The sequence below is a fragment of the Bradyrhizobium sp. UFLA05-109 genome, assembly GCF_054185165.1.
This window is the reverse complement of record NZ_JBBIAR010000027.1, coordinates 43,407-58,426: the sequence shown is the minus strand read 5'-3', so window position 1 is coordinate 58,426 and position 15,020 is coordinate 43,407. Positions and strand designations below refer to the sequence as shown.

Below are 15,020 nucleotides of genomic sequence, written 5' to 3'. Positions count from 1 at the left end.
GCATGACGGAGGTGGCGGCAAAGGGCATCTCGGTACTGCTGGTCGACGATCATCCCATCGTCCGGCAAGGCTACCGTCGCGTCCTGGAAAGCCAGGGCGATCTGCATGTCATCGCCGAAGCCGACAATGCCGCGGACGCATACGGCGCCTTCAAGACGCATGATCCTGATGTCACCGTGCTCGATATCTCGATGCCCGGCGCGAGCGGCCTCGAAGCCATCCGCAACATCCGCGCGCGCAATCCCCGCGCGCGCATTCTCGTCTTCACCATGCACAACGAGGCCGTTCTGGTGAAGGCTGCCTTCAATGCCGGCGCCAGCGGTTTCGTCACCAAGAGCAGCGAGCCCGCCGCAGTCGTTGCAGCCGTCCGCGTGGTTGCCCGCGGCGAGCGCGCCATGAGCGACGACATCGCCCATATTCTGGCCGAGGAGAGCCTGTCACCGACGGGCTCAGTGCTCGATCAGCTCGGCGAGCGCGAAATCGAGATCTTGCGGCAGTTCGTCAGCGGCGCCACCACCGAGCAGATCGCCTCGCACCTCAATCTCAGTGTGAAGACCGTGCAGAACTATCACTATCTGATCAAGACCAAGACCGGGGCGCGTACGGATGCGCAACTGGTGCGGCTTGCGGCGAGTTGCGGGCTGATGCGGATCTAGCAGCAATGCTGACGCATAGGGATCGTCGAGCGTCGCTCCATCGGAACTGAGGCCACTCGGCTCCAGTTAGTAACGCAGTGGAGGAGTAACGCCATGAGCAAGGCTAATCATAAGACAGCCCATCCCCCGATCATTACCGTAGGCGAACTCATCGACGAGCTCTGCCGCCTGCCGGATACGGCTGCAGTCAGCTTCCGCTGCCCCATGCTCGAACAGGAGCTGACTTTCTACCGCCTTCGAAAGCGCGCAAAGGGAATCGTCGAAATCGAGGTCAATGCCTATCCCGAAAGCCCGCCAGTTGTGCCATCGACCGCCGACACCATCCACGCGCGCAAAAAGCCCGTTCATCCGGTTGCGCTTCACGACGGCCCCCTCGCCCACAAGGCCAGAGGGTGAGAGGCACACCGGTAGATTGGTCTCTGGTGCGCCAGAACGAGATGACGGAGCGTTGCCCCTTACGACTTCAGTCCGCGCAGCACTAGTGCGAGCAGCGTATCGACGCGCGCGGGCAGATCAGCGTCCTTCCACTCGTCGGCGTGGGCGGGATGGTGATAGCGGCTGGTCGCATCAAAAATCGCGCGCGCGGTGACATTGGTGTCGGCTACGTCGAACACGCCTTGCTTCACGCCGTCGGCCAAGATCGCCGACATCTGCTCGACGAGTCCGTCCTTGTGGCATTTCACCGCCGCGCAGGCCTCGCGCGCGAGCGTCAGATAAGTCTGGAACATCTCGGGATCGTCGCAGACGCGCTCGCGCTTGGCGGCGAACAACGTCCGTAGCCAGGCCTCGAGCCGCGCCGGCGCGGGCCCCGTATCCTGGGCGATCTTGCGCAGCGGCGCATCCATGCGCTCGAGCCAGCGCTTGGCCACTGCCTCGCGCAGCGAGGCCTTGCTCGGAAAATGGCGATAGACGCTGCCATGGCTCACATCGAGCGCGCGGGCAACGTCGACCACGGTGGCCTTGGCAAGCCCATAGCGCCTGAGCACGTCCTCGGTGACTTCGAGGATGCGCTCCGGCGTCAAGACAACCGCTTCGTTCATGCCAGCACCAAATTTCCGCCCTGGGTTTATTTATCCGGCGAAAGTCCTCTTCCGAAGCCCCTCGCCGGTCGTTTCGGAAAGCTCTCGCCTTAATGAGGCAGTTTTGCAGCCTGCGCCGCGATCTGGCGCGCCACCAGGACATTGAGCCAGTGCCCGATCTGCCCGGCGATACTGATGATTTCGGTCGTCATTGTCGTAAGTCTCCACTTCGTCCCGACCCACCCTCTTCGTTACGGCCCATAGGTCCCTTTGTTTCGGACCCGGGCCCCGGGATGGAGCCGCGGGACGCCCAATCGGAGCGTCGGATAACGGATATACACCTTTCGATAACAGATTTCAATATCTGTCAGTCAGCTTTTCGTGATTGACAGTCCGTCCGAAAAGGGCCGGCTATCCCCCGGTTTGCCAGACCTGGAGACCTGGACGTTTGTTTCGCCCTGCCCGCTCTGCTAAATCGCGGCGTAAAAAACATTCTGGCCGGTGTCCGCGCCCTCGGGCGCGCCCGCCCCACCTGGAGCCTAGCGATGATCCCCCGTTATACCCGCCCGGAAATGGCCTCGATCTGGGAGCCGCAGACGCGGTTCAAGATCTGGTTCGAGATCGAGGCGCATGCGGCGGACGCTCTCGCCGAGCTCGGGACGATCCCGAAAGAAGCCGCCAAGACGGTGTGGGACAAGGCTCGCAACGCCACCTTCGACGTCGCTCGCATCGACGAGATCGAACGCGAGACCAAGCACGACGTCATCGCCTTCCTCACCCACCTCGCCGAGATCGTCGGCCCCGAGGCACGCTTCGTCCACCAGGGCATGACCTCCTCCGACGTGCTCGATACCTGCCTCAACGTCCAACTCTCCCGCGCCGCCGATCTGTTGCTCGCCGATCTCGACAAGGTGCTTGCAGCGCTGAAGAAGCGCGCCCTCGAGCACAAGATGACGCCGACCATCGGCCGCAGCCACGGCATCCATGCCGAGCCGGTGACGTTCGGCCTCAAGCTCGCCTTTGCCTATGCCGAATTCTCGCGCGCCAAGGAGCGCCTGATCGCGGCACGGAAGGAAGTCGCGACCTGTGCAATCTCCGGCGCCGTCGGCACCTTCGCGCAGATCGATCCGCGCGTCGAAGAGCATGTTGCGAAAGCCATGGGACTGGTGCCGGAGCCGATCTCGACGCAGGTGATCCCGCGCGATCGTCACGCGATGTATTTCGCCACGCTCGGCGTGATCGCCTCCTCCGTGGAGCGCCTCGCCGTGGAAATCCGCCACCTTCAGCGTACGGAAGTGCTGGAAGCCGAGGAGTTCTTCTCGGAGGGCCAGAAAGGCTCCTCCGCGATGCCGCACAAGCGCAACCCGGTGCTGTCGGAGAACCTCACGGGTCTGTCGCGCATGGTCCGCGCCTATGTGACGCCGGCGCTGGAAAACGTCGTGCTCTGGCACGAGCGCGACATCTCGCACTCTTCTGCCGAGCGCATGATGGGCCCTGACGCCACTGTGACGCTCGACTTCGCGCTGGTGCGCCTCGCCGGCCTGATCGACAAGCTGCTGGTTTACCCCGCCAACATGCAGAAGAACCTCGACCGCCTCGGCGGCCTCGTGCATTCGCAGCGCGTGCTGCTGGCCCTGACGCAGAAGGGCGCGAGCCGCGAGGACGCCTACAAGCTCGTGCAGCGCAACGCCATGCCGGTCTGGCGCGGTGAAGGCGACTTTTTGCAGCTCCTGAAGAAGGACGCCGAGGTGAAGAAATATCTCTCGGACGCCGAGATCGAGGAGCAGTTCGACCTCGGCTATCACCTCAAGCACGTCGATACGATCTTCAAGCGCGTGTTCGGGGAGAGCTGATTTCACCGTCATTCCGGGTTCACGCGCGTCGCGCGTGAACCCGGAATCTCGCGCCACAATCTCCGGATTCCGGGTTCGAGGCTTCGCATCGCCCCGGAATGACGCTATCCTCGGCAATCCAACAAGAAACGGACCCTGCCCATGCCCGTCATCAATCGCGTCGCCGCCCTGTCCGATGAAATGGCCGCCTGGCGCCATGACTTCCACGAGAACCCCGAGTTGCTCTACGAGGTGCACCGCACCGCCGGCATCGTCGCCGACAGGCTGCGCGCGTTCGGCTGCGACGAGGTGGTGACCGGCATTGGCCGCACCGGCGTGGTCGGCGTGATACGCGGCCGCAAGGCTACGTCTGGCAGGACGATCGGCCTGCGCGCCGACATGGACGCGCTGCCAATCATGGAGACGTCGGGCGTGCCGTATGCCTCGAAGGTACCCGGCAAGATGCACGCCTGCGGCCATGACGGGCACACCGCCATGCTGCTGGGCGCCGCAAAGTATCTCGCCGAGACCCGCAATTTCGACGGCACCGCGGTCGTGATCTTCCAGCCTGCGGAAGAAGGCGGCGGCGGTGGCAAGGCGATGGTCGACGACGGCCTGATGACGCGCTGGGGCATCCAGGAGGTCTATGGCATGCACAACATGCCGGGTCTTCCCGAAGGCCATTTCGCCACGACGCCGGGCGCGATGCTTGCCTCTTCCGACAACATCCAGATCACCGTTCACGGCAAGGGCGGCCATGCCGGCGCCACCCCGCACAAGGCGATCGACAGCGTCCTGATCGGATCGCAGATCGTCAATGCGCTGCAATCGATCGTCGCGCGCAACGTCGACCCGCTGAAATCCGCCGTCATCTCGATCACGCAATTCCACGCCGGCACGGCGTTCAACATCATCCCGGAGGTCGCCGAGCTCAGCGGCACGGTGCGCACGCTGGATCCGGAAGTGCGTGATCTCGTCGAGCGTCGCATCGGCGAGGTCGCCGACAGCGTGGCGCGCGCCTATGGCGGATCGGCCGAGACGAAATACAGCCGCATGTATCCGGTGACGATGAACCACGCGCGCGAAGCCGGCGTTGCCGCCGAGGTCGCCCGCGAGATTGCCGGCGCCGATCGCGTCAACGAGAAATTCATACCGATGATGGGCGCCGAGGACTTCTCCTTCATGCTGGAAGCGCGTCCGGGCGCGATGATCCTGGTCGGCATGGGCGACGGCAACGAGTGTCACCATCCCGCTTACGTCTTCAACGACAACATCCTCGGCCACGGCGCGTCCTATTGGGTTCGCCTGATCGAGAAGACAATGCCCGCGGGCTAGGCTGTGTGCTTCGTAGGGTGGGTTAGCTCTGCGGCTACGCGAAGCGCAGTCCGCTGGGCGTAACCCGCCGCCTCTTCAGCTTCCGCGGAAATAGACTTGGCGGGTTACGCTTCGCTAACCCACCCTGCATGTCACGCGGCGCCGGATAGTCGCGTCGGTTCCGGAACTCGTAAGCTCCGGGACCTCAACTTTTTCTTGCGACTATCTCGCCGCAAAGAAGCCTACGCGTGCACCACCTCATGCCGCATCACGAATGGTGCCAGCAGCTTGTGCACCTCGCCTGCGATCTCGTCGCGTTTGCCTTCCGGCACATTCGCAATCGTCACCGTCGCGATCGAGCCGTGGCTGCCATGCGCACCGACTTTCACCTTGCAGTCGATGCCCGTCTCGGTGAGCGGGGTGAGCACCTTGGCAAACACGCGCTGAGCTGCGTCCCAGCGCAGCTGAGGCTTGAACACCTTGCCGACGCCGGTGACGGGCATCGGATCGATCGGAATGATCTGCACGGGCACGGCGGCGCGCTCGGGCGTGCGCTCGCGCACCCAGGTTTCCAACTCGCCCGGCTCGACCTTGGCACCAGACTTGAGCTGCACGTAACCGACGGGGATCTCGCCGGCATAGGCGTCGGGCTGGCCGACCACGGCAGCAAAGCCGACGGCCGGATGCTGGAACATGATTTCCTCGATCGGCGCGGGATCGATGTTGTGGCCGCCGCGGATCACGAGATCCTTGGCGCGGCCGGTGATCCAGAGATGGCCGTCCGCATCGAGCCGGCCGAGATCGCCGGAATTGACCCAGACCTCGTCGACGAACGCGCCCGAGTTGTGGGCATCGTTGAGATAGCCACCGAACACGCCGGGCCCGGCCATAATCACGACGCCGATCTCATCCACGGCGCAGTCGCGCGCGAGCCGCCCCTCGGCGTCGAGTTGGACGATGCGCACCTGCGCATAGGGCATCGGCAGGCCGACCGAGCCGAGGCGGATGGGCCGGTCCGGATAGGCCATGGTGTGCACACTCGAGGTCTCGGTCATGCCGTAGACCTCGACCACCGGGAGCTTCAGCTTGTCCTGGATCGCAGAGCCGACCGCGACGGGGATCGCCGAGCCGCCGCCGGCGGCGAATTTCAGGCTCGAAAGGTCGGCACCACCCGGCGGCACGGCAAGCGTTGCCGCAAGCACGGTCGGCACGCTCGATAGCGCCTCCGGCTTGAAGCGTTCGACGAGCTGCCAGATGTTCTTCACCGCATTGGGATTGCGCCAGCCGGACGGTGACAGCACCACGAGGCACCCGCCGCCCGCGAGCGTCGTCAGCACCTGCGTCAACGAGCCTCCGACGTGAAACAGCGGCATGCCGAACAGCAGATTGCCGCCCGGCTTCGACTTCAGGAGCAGGTTGAGGCCCCAGGCCTGGTAGACCTGGTTAGTGTGGGTGTGGCGAACGAGCTTCGGCGTGCCAGTAGTGCCGCCGGTGTGGAAATAGGCCGCGATGTCGCCGCCTGCGATCTTGCGACCGCTGACGAGTTGGTCCGCCGGCTGTACCTTGATGAGATCGTTGAAGGCGAAGATGCCGTTCGCGGGATCGCCGCCGCCACCGACCTGCACGATCGCCTTGAGGCGCTTCAAGGACGGACGGATCTGCTCGACCTTCTGCCAGATGTCGGTGCCAGGCATGGGCCCAAGCGCGACCAGGATCGTGGTGTTGGCGGCCTCCAGAATCTCCGCGATCTGATGCGGCTCCAGCAGCGGATTGACGGGATTGGCGATGCCTGTGGCCTCTGCGGCGAACAGGGTCACGAAAGCGTCGGGCAGCAGCGGCAGCATGAAGCTGATGACGTCGTCCTTGCCCGCACCCAGCGCGTGAAACATGTTGGCGGCTTGCGTGACGCGCGCGACGAAATCCCGGTGCGAGATGACCAGCGGCGCATCGGCGGGATCGGCATTGGGCAGAAACTGGATCGAGGGCGCATCCGGATTTCTGGCCGCCCCGAGCCTGATCGCATCATAGGTGCTTTCGGCTGCGATGCGCTCCGCGTAAGGCACCCGCTCCAGCGTCCGGACCTGCTCGTCCGTGGCCAATTCCGGATAGTCCTCGCCGATGATCCGATCGAGCGCGTGAATGCCCGCCATCCCGTCCGTCCTCCCTCGTGTCTGGTGCCGCCTGGACTCTTTGGGTTTTGCTTTCAGGCGGGGCTCGATCCGCCCGCGCGGATCAAGAGCGGACAGAATGATCGATGATTTGGCCGCCGTCCATGCCCCGATCGCTCGCCGGTGACAGGACAGGCGCCCACCGCCACCGGAATCGCTCCAATATGGCGGTTCGGACGCACGGGGCGGTTAATCGTAGTTCACCTTGGGAAAGAAATCGCCACGGCCTTCCGGCGTCATGTCCAGGAGGCCCCAGAGCGGGTCGACAAGATCGCCGGCACGATGATGCTGATTTGCAACCGGCGGCGCATAGGCCATCTCAGAGCCCCAAGAGTGCCTGATCGCCCCGTCGCTTTTCTTGAACACGTTGAAGATCGTCTCGTCCCAATTCTCGTTGTCCGGCACGCGATGCTGCGTGCGCATTCCGGCGGACAGCTTCAGAGTATCGCCGAAATAATCGGCGTCGTAGGAATTGCCGGCCGTCGAGAGCAGCAGAAGATGATTCCAGCCGCGCTCGTGTGCCCAGGCCGCAAGACGCGCTATCGGCGATTTGGCAACTATGTACATCGCGGCGCGCTGGCCGATATGCCTCGCCGCACCATCGAGCCCGTCGAGCAAATGCGTGCACCCCGGACATGGCAGCGCGCTTTCCGGTCCGTACATGAAGCTGTACAGGATGAGCGTGTTGCTCGCCCCGAACAGCTCGGACATCCTTACCTTCTCCGGCATGCTGTTCTTGCCGATCCGCTCGAACAGGTAGTCCTCGGGTACTTCGCCGCCGAGCGGCAGCGCGCGACGTTTGGCCGCGACGGCCTCGATCTGCGCACGGAGTGCCATCTCCTCCTCGAGAAGCGCGTTCCGAGCCGCACGATATTCACCGGTCTCATTGGGATAGCGCAGATGCTCCATCGCCACCTCCGGATGCTGCCGCGGTCCAACAGGATTGACGGGCTCAACGTCCCAGCGACAGCCGGGTTCCGGACGCGCCGGCGCCATCTCTCGTTGGATGCCAGGCATCAACGCATGGCTCGGTCTTCACTGCCCGGAGAGGCTCCGCAACCATTCGCGCAAGGCGGGCGGGAGGTCCCCCGGATTGGTGCTCTGGGTCACGACCGCAGTGTTCCCGCCGCTCTTGCGGTAGACGATCGTGCGCCCGGGCTCTTTCTCGATCCGTACATCGGCTTGCACGGGATCGCCGCTCTGGGTGATCACCGTCTGGCCGTTGGCATCCTGCACGATCGTCGTATGGCCGTCTCCATCGCTGCCTGCCGACGCCGGCCCGGTTCCGCCCGACACCATCATCACCACTCCCGTTGCAAACAGAACGAGTTTCATGCGCGCGCCTCTTGCGATCACCGCCCGAACTGGAAGATGGCTGCCCAGTTGAAGCGGCCGGCCTGACTGACGGCGCCGGTGTTCATGTCACCGACCTGCACGAGCAGCGTATCGGTGACATTGCCCATCTGCATGACCTGCGTCGTGTTGCTCGCGCCAAACTGACCGATCGCTGCGCTGGTCGTTGCGCCGGTCTGCATGACGTTAGCATAGTTGGTTGCTCCGTTTTGGATAATCGTTGCACCAACCGGACCAGCACCGCCGAGTTCGAACACCTGCACGAAGTTGAGCTTGCTGCCGTTTTCCTCGACCACCACTGGCTTCTGATCATTGCCGAACCCGAAGATCGTCTCGACGCTGACCTTGTCGTTGGACAGCCCGCTCTTGATCGTGCCGGCGGACGCTGCCGTACTCGCCGCGATCGCGGCGGCGATCGTGGTCGCCGCCCAAATGTGACTACGCCATCTCATGAGATCTTTCTCCCGGCAGTTCCGAACGGGGGTTCGGATCTCACGGACTGGTCTGGGTGACGTGCGACGTGTTGTTCAAGCCGACTTGGCCAGCGAACGCGGAATTCAAGCTCCCGAATTGGGAGAGCGAAGCGCTGTTCGTTCCGCCAAATTGCAGGATGCCGGTTGCGTTGTTTTTTCCGTTCTGGGTGACGGTCGCGCTGGTCGTGCCGCCGACCATGAATATGCCCGCCATGTTGGTCGAGCTGCTCTGGTTCAACACGACCGGCGGTCCGTTGAGCGAGACGATCGTCTTGATGTCGGCGCTTTGTGCCCGGGCCGGGCCGCTCGCTGCGCAACAGGAGACGAGAGCTGCCATCGCAGCGATCAGAAGATGCTTGTTCATCACATGCCTCCACAATGATGCCGAGATCTCGGCACGACCTCACGTCACGGAGCTGCCTGCAGGATGGTCGAGCCGTTCAGGATCCCAAGCTGGCCGACGGCGGCCGTGTTGTTCAGGCCAATCTGTCCGATAAGGCTCGTGTTGGAGCCGCCGACCTGACCCACACCGGCAGTGTTGGTCGCAGTAGGCGTCGTGCCCCCCTGTCCAATCGTCGCCGAATTGACCGAGGACAGTGATCCCAACTGCACGCTCGTCGCCTGATTGGTCGCACCGAATTGCAGCGTCGTCGCGGTGTTGTTCACCGGCCCGCTCTGCGTCGTGGACGAGGCATTCGTGGTACCGAATTGCAACACGCTGGCCGTGTTGTCCGCTTTGGCTTCGACAGAGGTCAGCGCACCGAGCATGACGGCCGTCGCAATCAGATAATTGATCCGCATATGAAATCCTCCGCAGTAGTAAACGGGCAGTAGTAACTGGTCGGTCCGGCGTTTCATCAACAGGCCAGATCGCAATCATTTCGAGCAAGGCCCGGGCGCGCCCGCGCTGTGACGCGCCCAGGGAGGTACGGGGCTGGCTTAGTGCTGCGTAATGGAGCTGAGGTTCAGGCCGCCGCCGATCTGCCCAACGGCAGCGAAGTTGTTCGGCGCGCCGCCGATCGAGAACTGGCCGATCGAGCTGGTGTTGTTGCCGGTCGCAACCTGTCCGGTGATGGCTGCGTTCGCGGCGCCGACCTGGGTCACCGAGCTGGCGTTGTTGAGCGAAGGCGTAGTCGTGCCTTGCAGGGTGAGCGCGCCATTCGCGAGACCGATCTGAGTGGTGGTCGAGCTGTCGTTCACGTGGCCCTGCTGATTCACGGAGGAGCCGTTCACGAGGCCAAGCTGGAAGGTGGTCGCCGTATTGTCGGCGCGGGCGCCGGCGGTGAGGGCGATCAGTGCGGCGGAGGCAAGAATCAACTTACGCATGGAGTATCCCTTTCGTGCCAAGGTTAGCGGTGAGCGATGTCGTATGCAAAACTCTGCGACATCATGCGGGATACTCTGAACCGTCGACGCGGCGCTTGATAGACTGAGGTTCATGCTAGTCCGGACGGACTAGATGCCGCGTGCGAATTCGGCTCCATTCAATGCAACTGCGCCTTGACGTGGCGTCGCAACGTTCGGCCTGATGCTGTCGACGAGTCTCACCACCTCGATGGGTGAACGCAGCTGTAGCTTCCGCATCATGCGCGCGCGGTGCACCTTCACCGTCACCTCGCTGACATTCAGCCTTGCCGCGATCTGCTTGGCGACAAGCCCCTCCGCCATCAGCAGCAATATGTCGCGCTCGCGTACCGTCAGCTCCTCGAAGCGACGCCGGGCTTCGCGCACGATGAACTCGCGCTCAAGCCGCCTGCGGTCGCGTTCCACGCCGAGCCGCACCGCATCGAGAAACTCCTGCTCACGAAACGGCTTGGGCAGGAATTCCACGGCGCCGCGCTTCATCGCTTCCACCGAGACGCGGATGTCCGAATGGCCGCTGATGAACACGATCGGAACCGAGACTCCGGAGTCGGCCAGCGTTCGCTGCAGATCGAGTCCGGTCGGCGACGTTCCGGGAAAGCGAACGTCGAGCACCAGGCAAGACGGACCGTCGGAGAGCTCCTCGAACGAGAATTCGTCGGTCGAGCCGAACAGCTTCACATCGAGGCCTGCGTCCTGGCAGAGATCTGCAAGGGCACTCCTTATTTGTTCATCGTCGTCGATCACGTAAATCGTTGCCCGGCTCGTACCCATGACTTAAAGGCTCCTTGTCCAACAACTTTTGGTCGTGAGAACCGATCTGCGCCGGGTTCCCTCACACGCAATCAACGAACCATCCTAGTGCAGCGGCGTGACATTGCTGTGGGCCAGATTACACTTCCTGCCTTCCCTCCGATGCGACGGATCAGTGACAACGCGCCGCAGGTGCGGGCGTCGAAACGCTCCGTCGCATTCGACGGGCGGTCATTGTTCTCGATCTTGCGCGAGCTCACGGCATCGCCGCAGACATGACGCAGCGTTGTAGATGCGGAAGGCCGAGCTTCCCTGCGACGAATGTGCTGAAGCCGCTGCCGTGTCGCACATGTATTCATGGTGCGCTCTCGTACACGAGCAGAAATCAGTATGATCCGACTGGCGCGTGCCACCTCCACACCATAGCACATCCTACAATTAGTGATTGAAAAAGATCGATTCCAGGGTCACATCGAATCCCGGAGTATATCGATCGTCCCAAAAGTGGCGGATCGACGCCCCACAACTTGACGTTTGTTTCATGGAGCGCACACGTCCAGAGGCCTAGAACCGACGACATATTGCTGGACCGTCAAGCGAAAGCGCAGGAATTGCTACCTGTGCGTTAGGGTGCGAATTGTGCCTGACGGTCTCCTTTTTATTAAGGCCGAGGTTTCAATATGCGTTTTGTGCCAATCCTCGTTGCGTTGGGTGGCGTCTCCGCACTTGCGGTAGCTTTTGCCATCGATCCCGCGGCTATGCGCTCTTCGGCCGACTGGATCGCAAACGAAGCCGGACACGCCTATCGCTCAAGCACGAAGACCATCCTGCCCGCTGCACGCGAAACGCCGATCTTCCGCTCAGACGCGCCGATGTTCCGCTACGCCTCGATCCAGCGCGGCAGCATCGAGCAGACGATCACCGTGACCGGCGCGCTTCAGCCGGTGAAGACGATCGAGGTGGGCTCGCAACTGTCGGGGCAGATCTCAAAGGTCTACGTCGACTTCAACGACAACGTGCGGAAGGACCAACCGCTGGCACAGATCGACCTGCGGAGCTTTGCGGCCAAGGTCGACGAAGCCAAGGCGGCGGTCGAGATGGCGCGCGCAAATGTCGAACTGGAGCAGGCCAAGCTCGACCGCGGCAAGATCGACCTGGAGAATGCCAAGGGCACGAGGGCGGTGCTGGCGGCCAAGCTCGACAGCGCCCAGGCCGTGAAGGCGTCGGCGCAGCGGACGCTCCAGCGCAAATTGGCGTTGCAGTCGCAGAACGTGGTGGCCGCCACGACAGTCGAGGACGCGCAAACCGATTTCACCGCGCGTCTCGCACAGGAGCGCGAGGCGGAGGTCCTCGTGACGCTGAACGCCTACGCCGTCGAAGGCGCCACTGCCGACGTGCGCCGGATCGAGGCCGAGCTCCAGCAGGCGAGGACGGCGGTGCCGGAGAAGGAGGCCATTCTCCGCGCCGCCGAGGCCGATCTCGACCGCACCATCATCCGCTCTCCGATCGACGGTGTGATCGTCGGTCGCTTCATCAACGAGGGGCAGACGCTCGCGGTTGGCCTCGAGGCCCGGACGAATTTCCTGGTGGCGCACCGGCTCGAGGACATGGAGATCCACGCCCAGGTCGATGAGGCAGATATCGGACGCATCGCGACCGCGCAGCGCGCGCACTTCACGGTCGATTCCTATCCCGACCGCCGCTTCGAAGCGATCGTGCGGCAGGTCCGCAAGGCGCCGCAGACGCAGCAGCACGTAGTCACCTATACCGTCGTGCTGTCGACCTCCAACCTCGACGGCGCACTGCTTCCCGGTATGACCGCGCTCGTCAAGATCGTGGTCGACCGCCAGGACGACGTTCTGAAAGTACCGGTCGCGGCGCTGCGGTTCCAGCCGAACGGCACGCAGCCATCAACGACCCAAGGCCGGGACGGCGTATGGCTGCGCACGCCCACGGGTTCGCTCAAGCGCATCGCGGTCACGGTCGCCAGCGACGGCGCCGAGCAGGTCGCGCTCAAGAGCGGCGACCTGACGGAAGGCAGCCAGGTCGCGATCGGACAGGCGATCAGGCCTGCGGGCATGGAACTCCTCGGAATAAGGTTCGGATCATGACCGCCCTGCCCGCACTCGTCAGCCTCAGATCGGTCGGTCGCATCTACCGGACAGAAGGCGTCGCGGTGACCGCGGTGCATGACGTCAGCTTCGACATCCGGCGCGGTGAAAGTCTTGCCATCATGGGCCCGTCGGGGTCCGGCAAATCGACCCTGATGAACATGATCGGATTGCTCGATCGGCCGAGCGAGGGCGCGATACTTCTGGAAGGTGGCGACGTCGCCGATCTGCCTGATGACCGCAGGTCCGAACTGCGCGCGCACGCAATCGGCTTCGTGTTTCAATCCTACAATCTGCTCGCGCGGCACAATGCGGTCGAGAACGTGGCGCTGCCGCTCGTCTATGGCGGCATCCGCCACAAGCAGCGGATGCTGCGTGCCGAACAGTGCCTCGAGGCGGTCGGCATGCTGCACCGGGCGAGGCATTTTCCGCGGCAACTGTCAGGTGGCGAGCAGCAGCGCGTTGCGATCGCGCGGGCCCTGGTCGCCCAGCCCGCGATCGTGCTCGCCGACGAGCCGACCGGCGCGCTCGACAGCCGGACCGGCGCCGAGATTCTGGCCCTGTTCGACGCACTCCATGACGGCGGCCAGACCATCGTGATGATCACCCATGATTCCACCGTGGCCGCGCGCTGCGAACGCACCATTCGCCTGCACGACGGCGAGGTCGTCGCGGATGAGATGCGTGACCCAATGCCGAACAAGGCCTGGGCATCATGACCGCATATCAAGCCCTTCAGACCGCCCTTCACGCGCTGCGCCTGAATCCGCTGCGCAGCATCCTGACCATCCTGGGTATCGTGATCGGCGTGGCCTCGATCGTCACGGTCTTTGCCATCGGCAAGGGCGCGCAGCTTCGCGTCGAGGAGCAGATCCGTTCTATCGGCTCCAACGTGCTGATGGTCATGCCGGGCGCGGTCCAACAGGGCGCCGTTCGCATGAAAGCCGGCACCAAGCTGACGATGACCGAGGGCGATGTGCAGGCGATCCTCGATCAGATTCCGGAGATCCAGACCGCGGCGGGTTCGGTTGCGGGCACTGCGCAAGTCATCCGGGAAGCCAAGAACTGGAACACCACGATCAACGGCACGACCACCTCGCACTTCATGGTGCGCGACTGGCAATTATCATCCGGTCGATACTTCTCCGCGGCAGAGGAAGCCGGCGCCGCAAAGGTCGTCATTCTCGGCAGTGCCGCCGCCAAAGAGCTGTTCGCGCCGGGCGACGATCCGATCGGCGCGCAGGTCAGAATCATGCAGGTCCCGCTCGAAGTCATCGGCGTGCTCGATCGCAAGGGTCCGGCGCAGGACGATGTCGCCTTCGTTCCACTGACCACCGCCAAGCTGCGCTTTCTCGGCAGCGCGAGCGGTATCAACCGGGACGCCATCGCCTATATCCTCGTCAAGGTCGCCTCCGATAGCCAGATGGCGGGCGCGACCAGCGAGATCGAAGGCCTGCTGCGACAACGGCACAGGATTCCCGTCGGCCAGGCCGACGATTTCAAGGTGCAGGATCCGGCGGCCGCCATGGAGGCGCAACAGGGCGCCATCCGCACCGTGGCTCTGCTGCTGTTCGCGATCGCTTCGGTCTCACTGCTCGTCGGCGGCATCAGCATCATGAACGTCATGATCGTTTCCGTCACAGAACGCACCCGAGAGATCGGTATTCGCCGCGCGCTCGGCGGCCGAATGCGCGATATTCGTTTGCAATTCCTTTGTGAAGCTCTCGTTCTTTGTCTTCTTGGCGGCGCCATCGGCGTCGTCGGCGGCGTCACGCTGTCGATGACGGTGGCGCGAATAGCCGGCTGGGTCACTGCGATCGACATGCAGTCGATCGGCCTCGCCGTTGGATTTTCAGCCGTGACCGGTGTGATCTTCGGATTCTATCCCGCGCACATGGCTTCCAAGCTCAGTCCAATCGAGGCGCTCAAGGTGGAGTGAGAAAAATGCTGGGATGGTCACGTCAACCTTCATGCCAGGG

Annotated in this window: 16 protein-coding genes; 7 read left to right on the top strand and 9 right to left on the bottom strand. The window is 63.4% G+C overall.

Features of this window, described 5'->3' with window-relative positions; translation table 11 throughout:
- Positions 1–2 precede the first annotated feature (2 nt).
- Together Q3C01_RS20810 and Q3C01_RS20805 are read left to right on the top strand one after the other, a co-directional pair.
- The gene (locus Q3C01_RS20810) at positions 3–656 is read left to right on the top strand and encodes a response regulator (RefSeq protein ID WP_458147176.1); all 654 of its coding nucleotides are present in this window, start codon (positions 3–5) and stop codon (positions 654–656) included.
- Between the two features lie 93 nt (positions 657–749).
- Complete coding sequence (locus tag Q3C01_RS20805) at positions 750–1,052, top strand: hypothetical protein (RefSeq protein ID WP_458147175.1); 303 nt, start codon at positions 750–752, stop codon at positions 1,050–1,052.
- 59 nt (positions 1,053–1,111) lie between these two features.
- On the opposite strand, the gene Q3C01_RS20800 is transcribed toward Q3C01_RS20805, so the two are convergent.
- The gene (locus Q3C01_RS20800; RefSeq protein ID WP_458147174.1) at positions 1,112–1,696 is read right to left on the bottom strand and encodes a TetR/AcrR family transcriptional regulator; all 585 of its coding nucleotides are present in this window, start codon (positions 1,694–1,696) and stop codon (positions 1,112–1,114) included.
- A gap of 524 nt (positions 1,697–2,220) precedes the next feature.
- On the opposite strand from Q3C01_RS20800, the gene purB reads away from it, so the two are divergent.
- Positions 2,221–3,528 carry an adenylosuccinate lyase gene (gene purB, locus Q3C01_RS20795; RefSeq protein WP_458147173.1) on the top strand — a complete coding sequence of 436 codons (1,308 nt, stop codon included), beginning with the start codon at positions 2,221–2,223 and terminating at the stop codon, positions 3,526–3,528.
- A gap of 141 nt (positions 3,529–3,669) precedes the next feature.
- Entirely contained in the window at positions 3,670–4,842 is a 1,173-nt protein-coding gene (locus Q3C01_RS20790) for a M20 aminoacylase family protein (protein WP_458147172.1), read from the top strand.
- 221 nt (positions 4,843–5,063) lie between these two features.
- Here Q3C01_RS20790 and Q3C01_RS20785 read toward each other — a convergent pair whose 3' ends face one another.
- The 8 genes from Q3C01_RS20785 to Q3C01_RS20750 form a co-directional block, all read right to left on the bottom strand.
- Complete coding sequence (locus tag Q3C01_RS20785; RefSeq protein ID WP_458147171.1) at positions 5,064–6,971, bottom strand: acyl-CoA synthetase; 1,908 nt, start codon at positions 6,969–6,971, stop codon at positions 5,064–5,066.
- A gap of 207 nt (positions 6,972–7,178) precedes the next feature.
- Entirely contained in the window at positions 7,179–7,898 is a 720-nt protein-coding gene (locus tag Q3C01_RS20780; protein ID WP_458147170.1) for a DUF899 family protein, read from the bottom strand.
- Between the two features lie 126 nt (positions 7,899–8,024).
- Positions 8,025–8,324, bottom strand: a complete 300-nt coding sequence (locus tag Q3C01_RS20775) for a hypothetical protein (protein WP_458147169.1) — start codon at positions 8,322–8,324, stop codon at positions 8,025–8,027.
- A gap of 17 nt (positions 8,325–8,341) precedes the next feature.
- A complete protein-coding gene (locus tag Q3C01_RS20770; RefSeq protein ID WP_458147168.1) occupies positions 8,342–8,794 on the bottom strand; it encodes a curlin in 453 nt (150 codons plus the stop codon).
- A 40-nt stretch (positions 8,795–8,834) separates the two neighbouring features.
- Positions 8,835–9,179, bottom strand: a complete 345-nt coding sequence (locus Q3C01_RS20765; RefSeq protein WP_458147167.1) for a curlin repeat-containing protein — start codon at positions 9,177–9,179, stop codon at positions 8,835–8,837.
- A gap of 44 nt (positions 9,180–9,223) precedes the next feature.
- A complete protein-coding gene (locus tag Q3C01_RS20760) occupies positions 9,224–9,616 on the bottom strand; it encodes a curlin repeat-containing protein (RefSeq protein WP_458147166.1) in 393 nt (130 codons plus the stop codon).
- A 138-nt stretch (positions 9,617–9,754) separates the two neighbouring features.
- Positions 9,755–10,141, bottom strand: a complete 387-nt coding sequence (locus Q3C01_RS20755) for a curlin subunit CsgB (protein WP_458147165.1) — start codon at positions 10,139–10,141, stop codon at positions 9,755–9,757.
- 129 nt (positions 10,142–10,270) lie between these two features.
- Positions 10,271–10,951 (bottom strand): response regulator transcription factor, encoded by a 681-nt coding sequence (locus Q3C01_RS20750; protein WP_458147164.1) that lies wholly within the window; start codon positions 10,949–10,951, stop codon positions 10,271–10,273.
- Positions 10,952–11,610: 659 nt separating this feature from the next.
- On the opposite strand from Q3C01_RS20750, the gene Q3C01_RS20745 reads away from it, so the two are divergent.
- The 3 genes from Q3C01_RS20745 to Q3C01_RS20735 are packed head-to-tail and all read left to right on the top strand — an operon-like array spanning position 11,611 to position 14,980.
- Entirely contained in the window at positions 11,611–13,041 is a 1,431-nt protein-coding gene (locus Q3C01_RS20745) for an efflux RND transporter periplasmic adaptor subunit (RefSeq protein WP_458147163.1), read from the top strand.
- On the top strand, positions 13,038–13,760 hold the full coding sequence (locus tag Q3C01_RS20740) for an ABC transporter ATP-binding protein (protein WP_458147162.1): 723 nt from the start codon (positions 13,038–13,040) through the stop codon (positions 13,758–13,760). Before Q3C01_RS20745 ends, Q3C01_RS20740 begins: the two co-directional genes overlap by 4 nt.
- Positions 13,757–14,980 carry an ABC transporter permease gene (locus Q3C01_RS20735; RefSeq protein WP_458147161.1) on the top strand — a complete coding sequence of 408 codons (1,224 nt, stop codon included), beginning with the start codon at positions 13,757–13,759 and terminating at the stop codon, positions 14,978–14,980. Before Q3C01_RS20740 ends, Q3C01_RS20735 begins: the two co-directional genes overlap by 4 nt.
- Positions 14,981–15,020 lie beyond the last annotated feature (40 nt).

Excerpts from the sequence above, each read along its gene's own strand:
- Q3C01_RS20745 (WP_458147163.1), top strand. The coding sequence starts at position 11,611 with ATGCGTTTTGTGCCAATCCTCGTTGCGTTGGGTGGCGTCTCCGCACTT.
- Q3C01_RS20805 (WP_458147175.1), top strand. The coding sequence starts at position 750 with ATGAGCAAGGCTAATCATAAGACAGCCCATCCCCCGATCATTACCGTA.
- Q3C01_RS20740 (WP_458147162.1), top strand. The coding sequence starts at position 13,038 with ATGACCGCCCTGCCCGCACTCGTCAGCCTCAGATCGGTCGGTCGCATC.
- Q3C01_RS20760 (WP_458147166.1), bottom strand. The coding sequence starts at position 9,616 with ATGCGGATCAATTATCTGATTGCGACGGCCGTCATGCTCGGTGCGCTG.
- Q3C01_RS20765 (WP_458147167.1), bottom strand. The coding sequence starts at position 9,179 with ATGAACAAGCATCTTCTGATCGCTGCGATGGCAGCTCTCGTCTCCTGT.
- Q3C01_RS20755 (WP_458147165.1), bottom strand. The coding sequence starts at position 10,141 with ATGCGTAAGTTGATTCTTGCCTCCGCCGCACTGATCGCCCTCACCGCC.
- Q3C01_RS20810 (WP_458147176.1), top strand. The coding sequence starts at position 3 with ATGACGGAGGTGGCGGCAAAGGGCATCTCGGTACTGCTGGTCGACGAT.
- Q3C01_RS20770 (WP_458147168.1), bottom strand. The coding sequence starts at position 8,794 with ATGAGATGGCGTAGTCACATTTGGGCGGCGACCACGATCGCCGCCGCG.
- Q3C01_RS20790 (WP_458147172.1), top strand. The coding sequence starts at position 3,670 with ATGCCCGTCATCAATCGCGTCGCCGCCCTGTCCGATGAAATGGCCGCC.
- Q3C01_RS20780 (WP_458147170.1), bottom strand. The coding sequence starts at position 7,898 with ATGGAGCATCTGCGCTATCCCAATGAGACCGGTGAATATCGTGCGGCT.
- Q3C01_RS20800 (WP_458147174.1), bottom strand. The coding sequence starts at position 1,696 with ATGAACGAAGCGGTTGTCTTGACGCCGGAGCGCATCCTCGAAGTCACC.
- purB (WP_458147173.1), top strand. The coding sequence starts at position 2,221 with ATGATCCCCCGTTATACCCGCCCGGAAATGGCCTCGATCTGGGAGCCG.
- Q3C01_RS20750 (WP_458147164.1), bottom strand. The coding sequence starts at position 10,951 with ATGGGTACGAGCCGGGCAACGATTTACGTGATCGACGACGATGAACAA.
- Q3C01_RS20735 (WP_458147161.1), top strand. The coding sequence starts at position 13,757 with ATGACCGCATATCAAGCCCTTCAGACCGCCCTTCACGCGCTGCGCCTG.
- Q3C01_RS20785 (WP_458147171.1), bottom strand. The coding sequence starts at position 6,971 with ATGGCGGGCATTCACGCGCTCGATCGGATCATCGGCGAGGACTATCCG.
- Q3C01_RS20775 (WP_458147169.1), bottom strand. The coding sequence starts at position 8,324 with ATGAAACTCGTTCTGTTTGCAACGGGAGTGGTGATGATGGTGTCGGGC.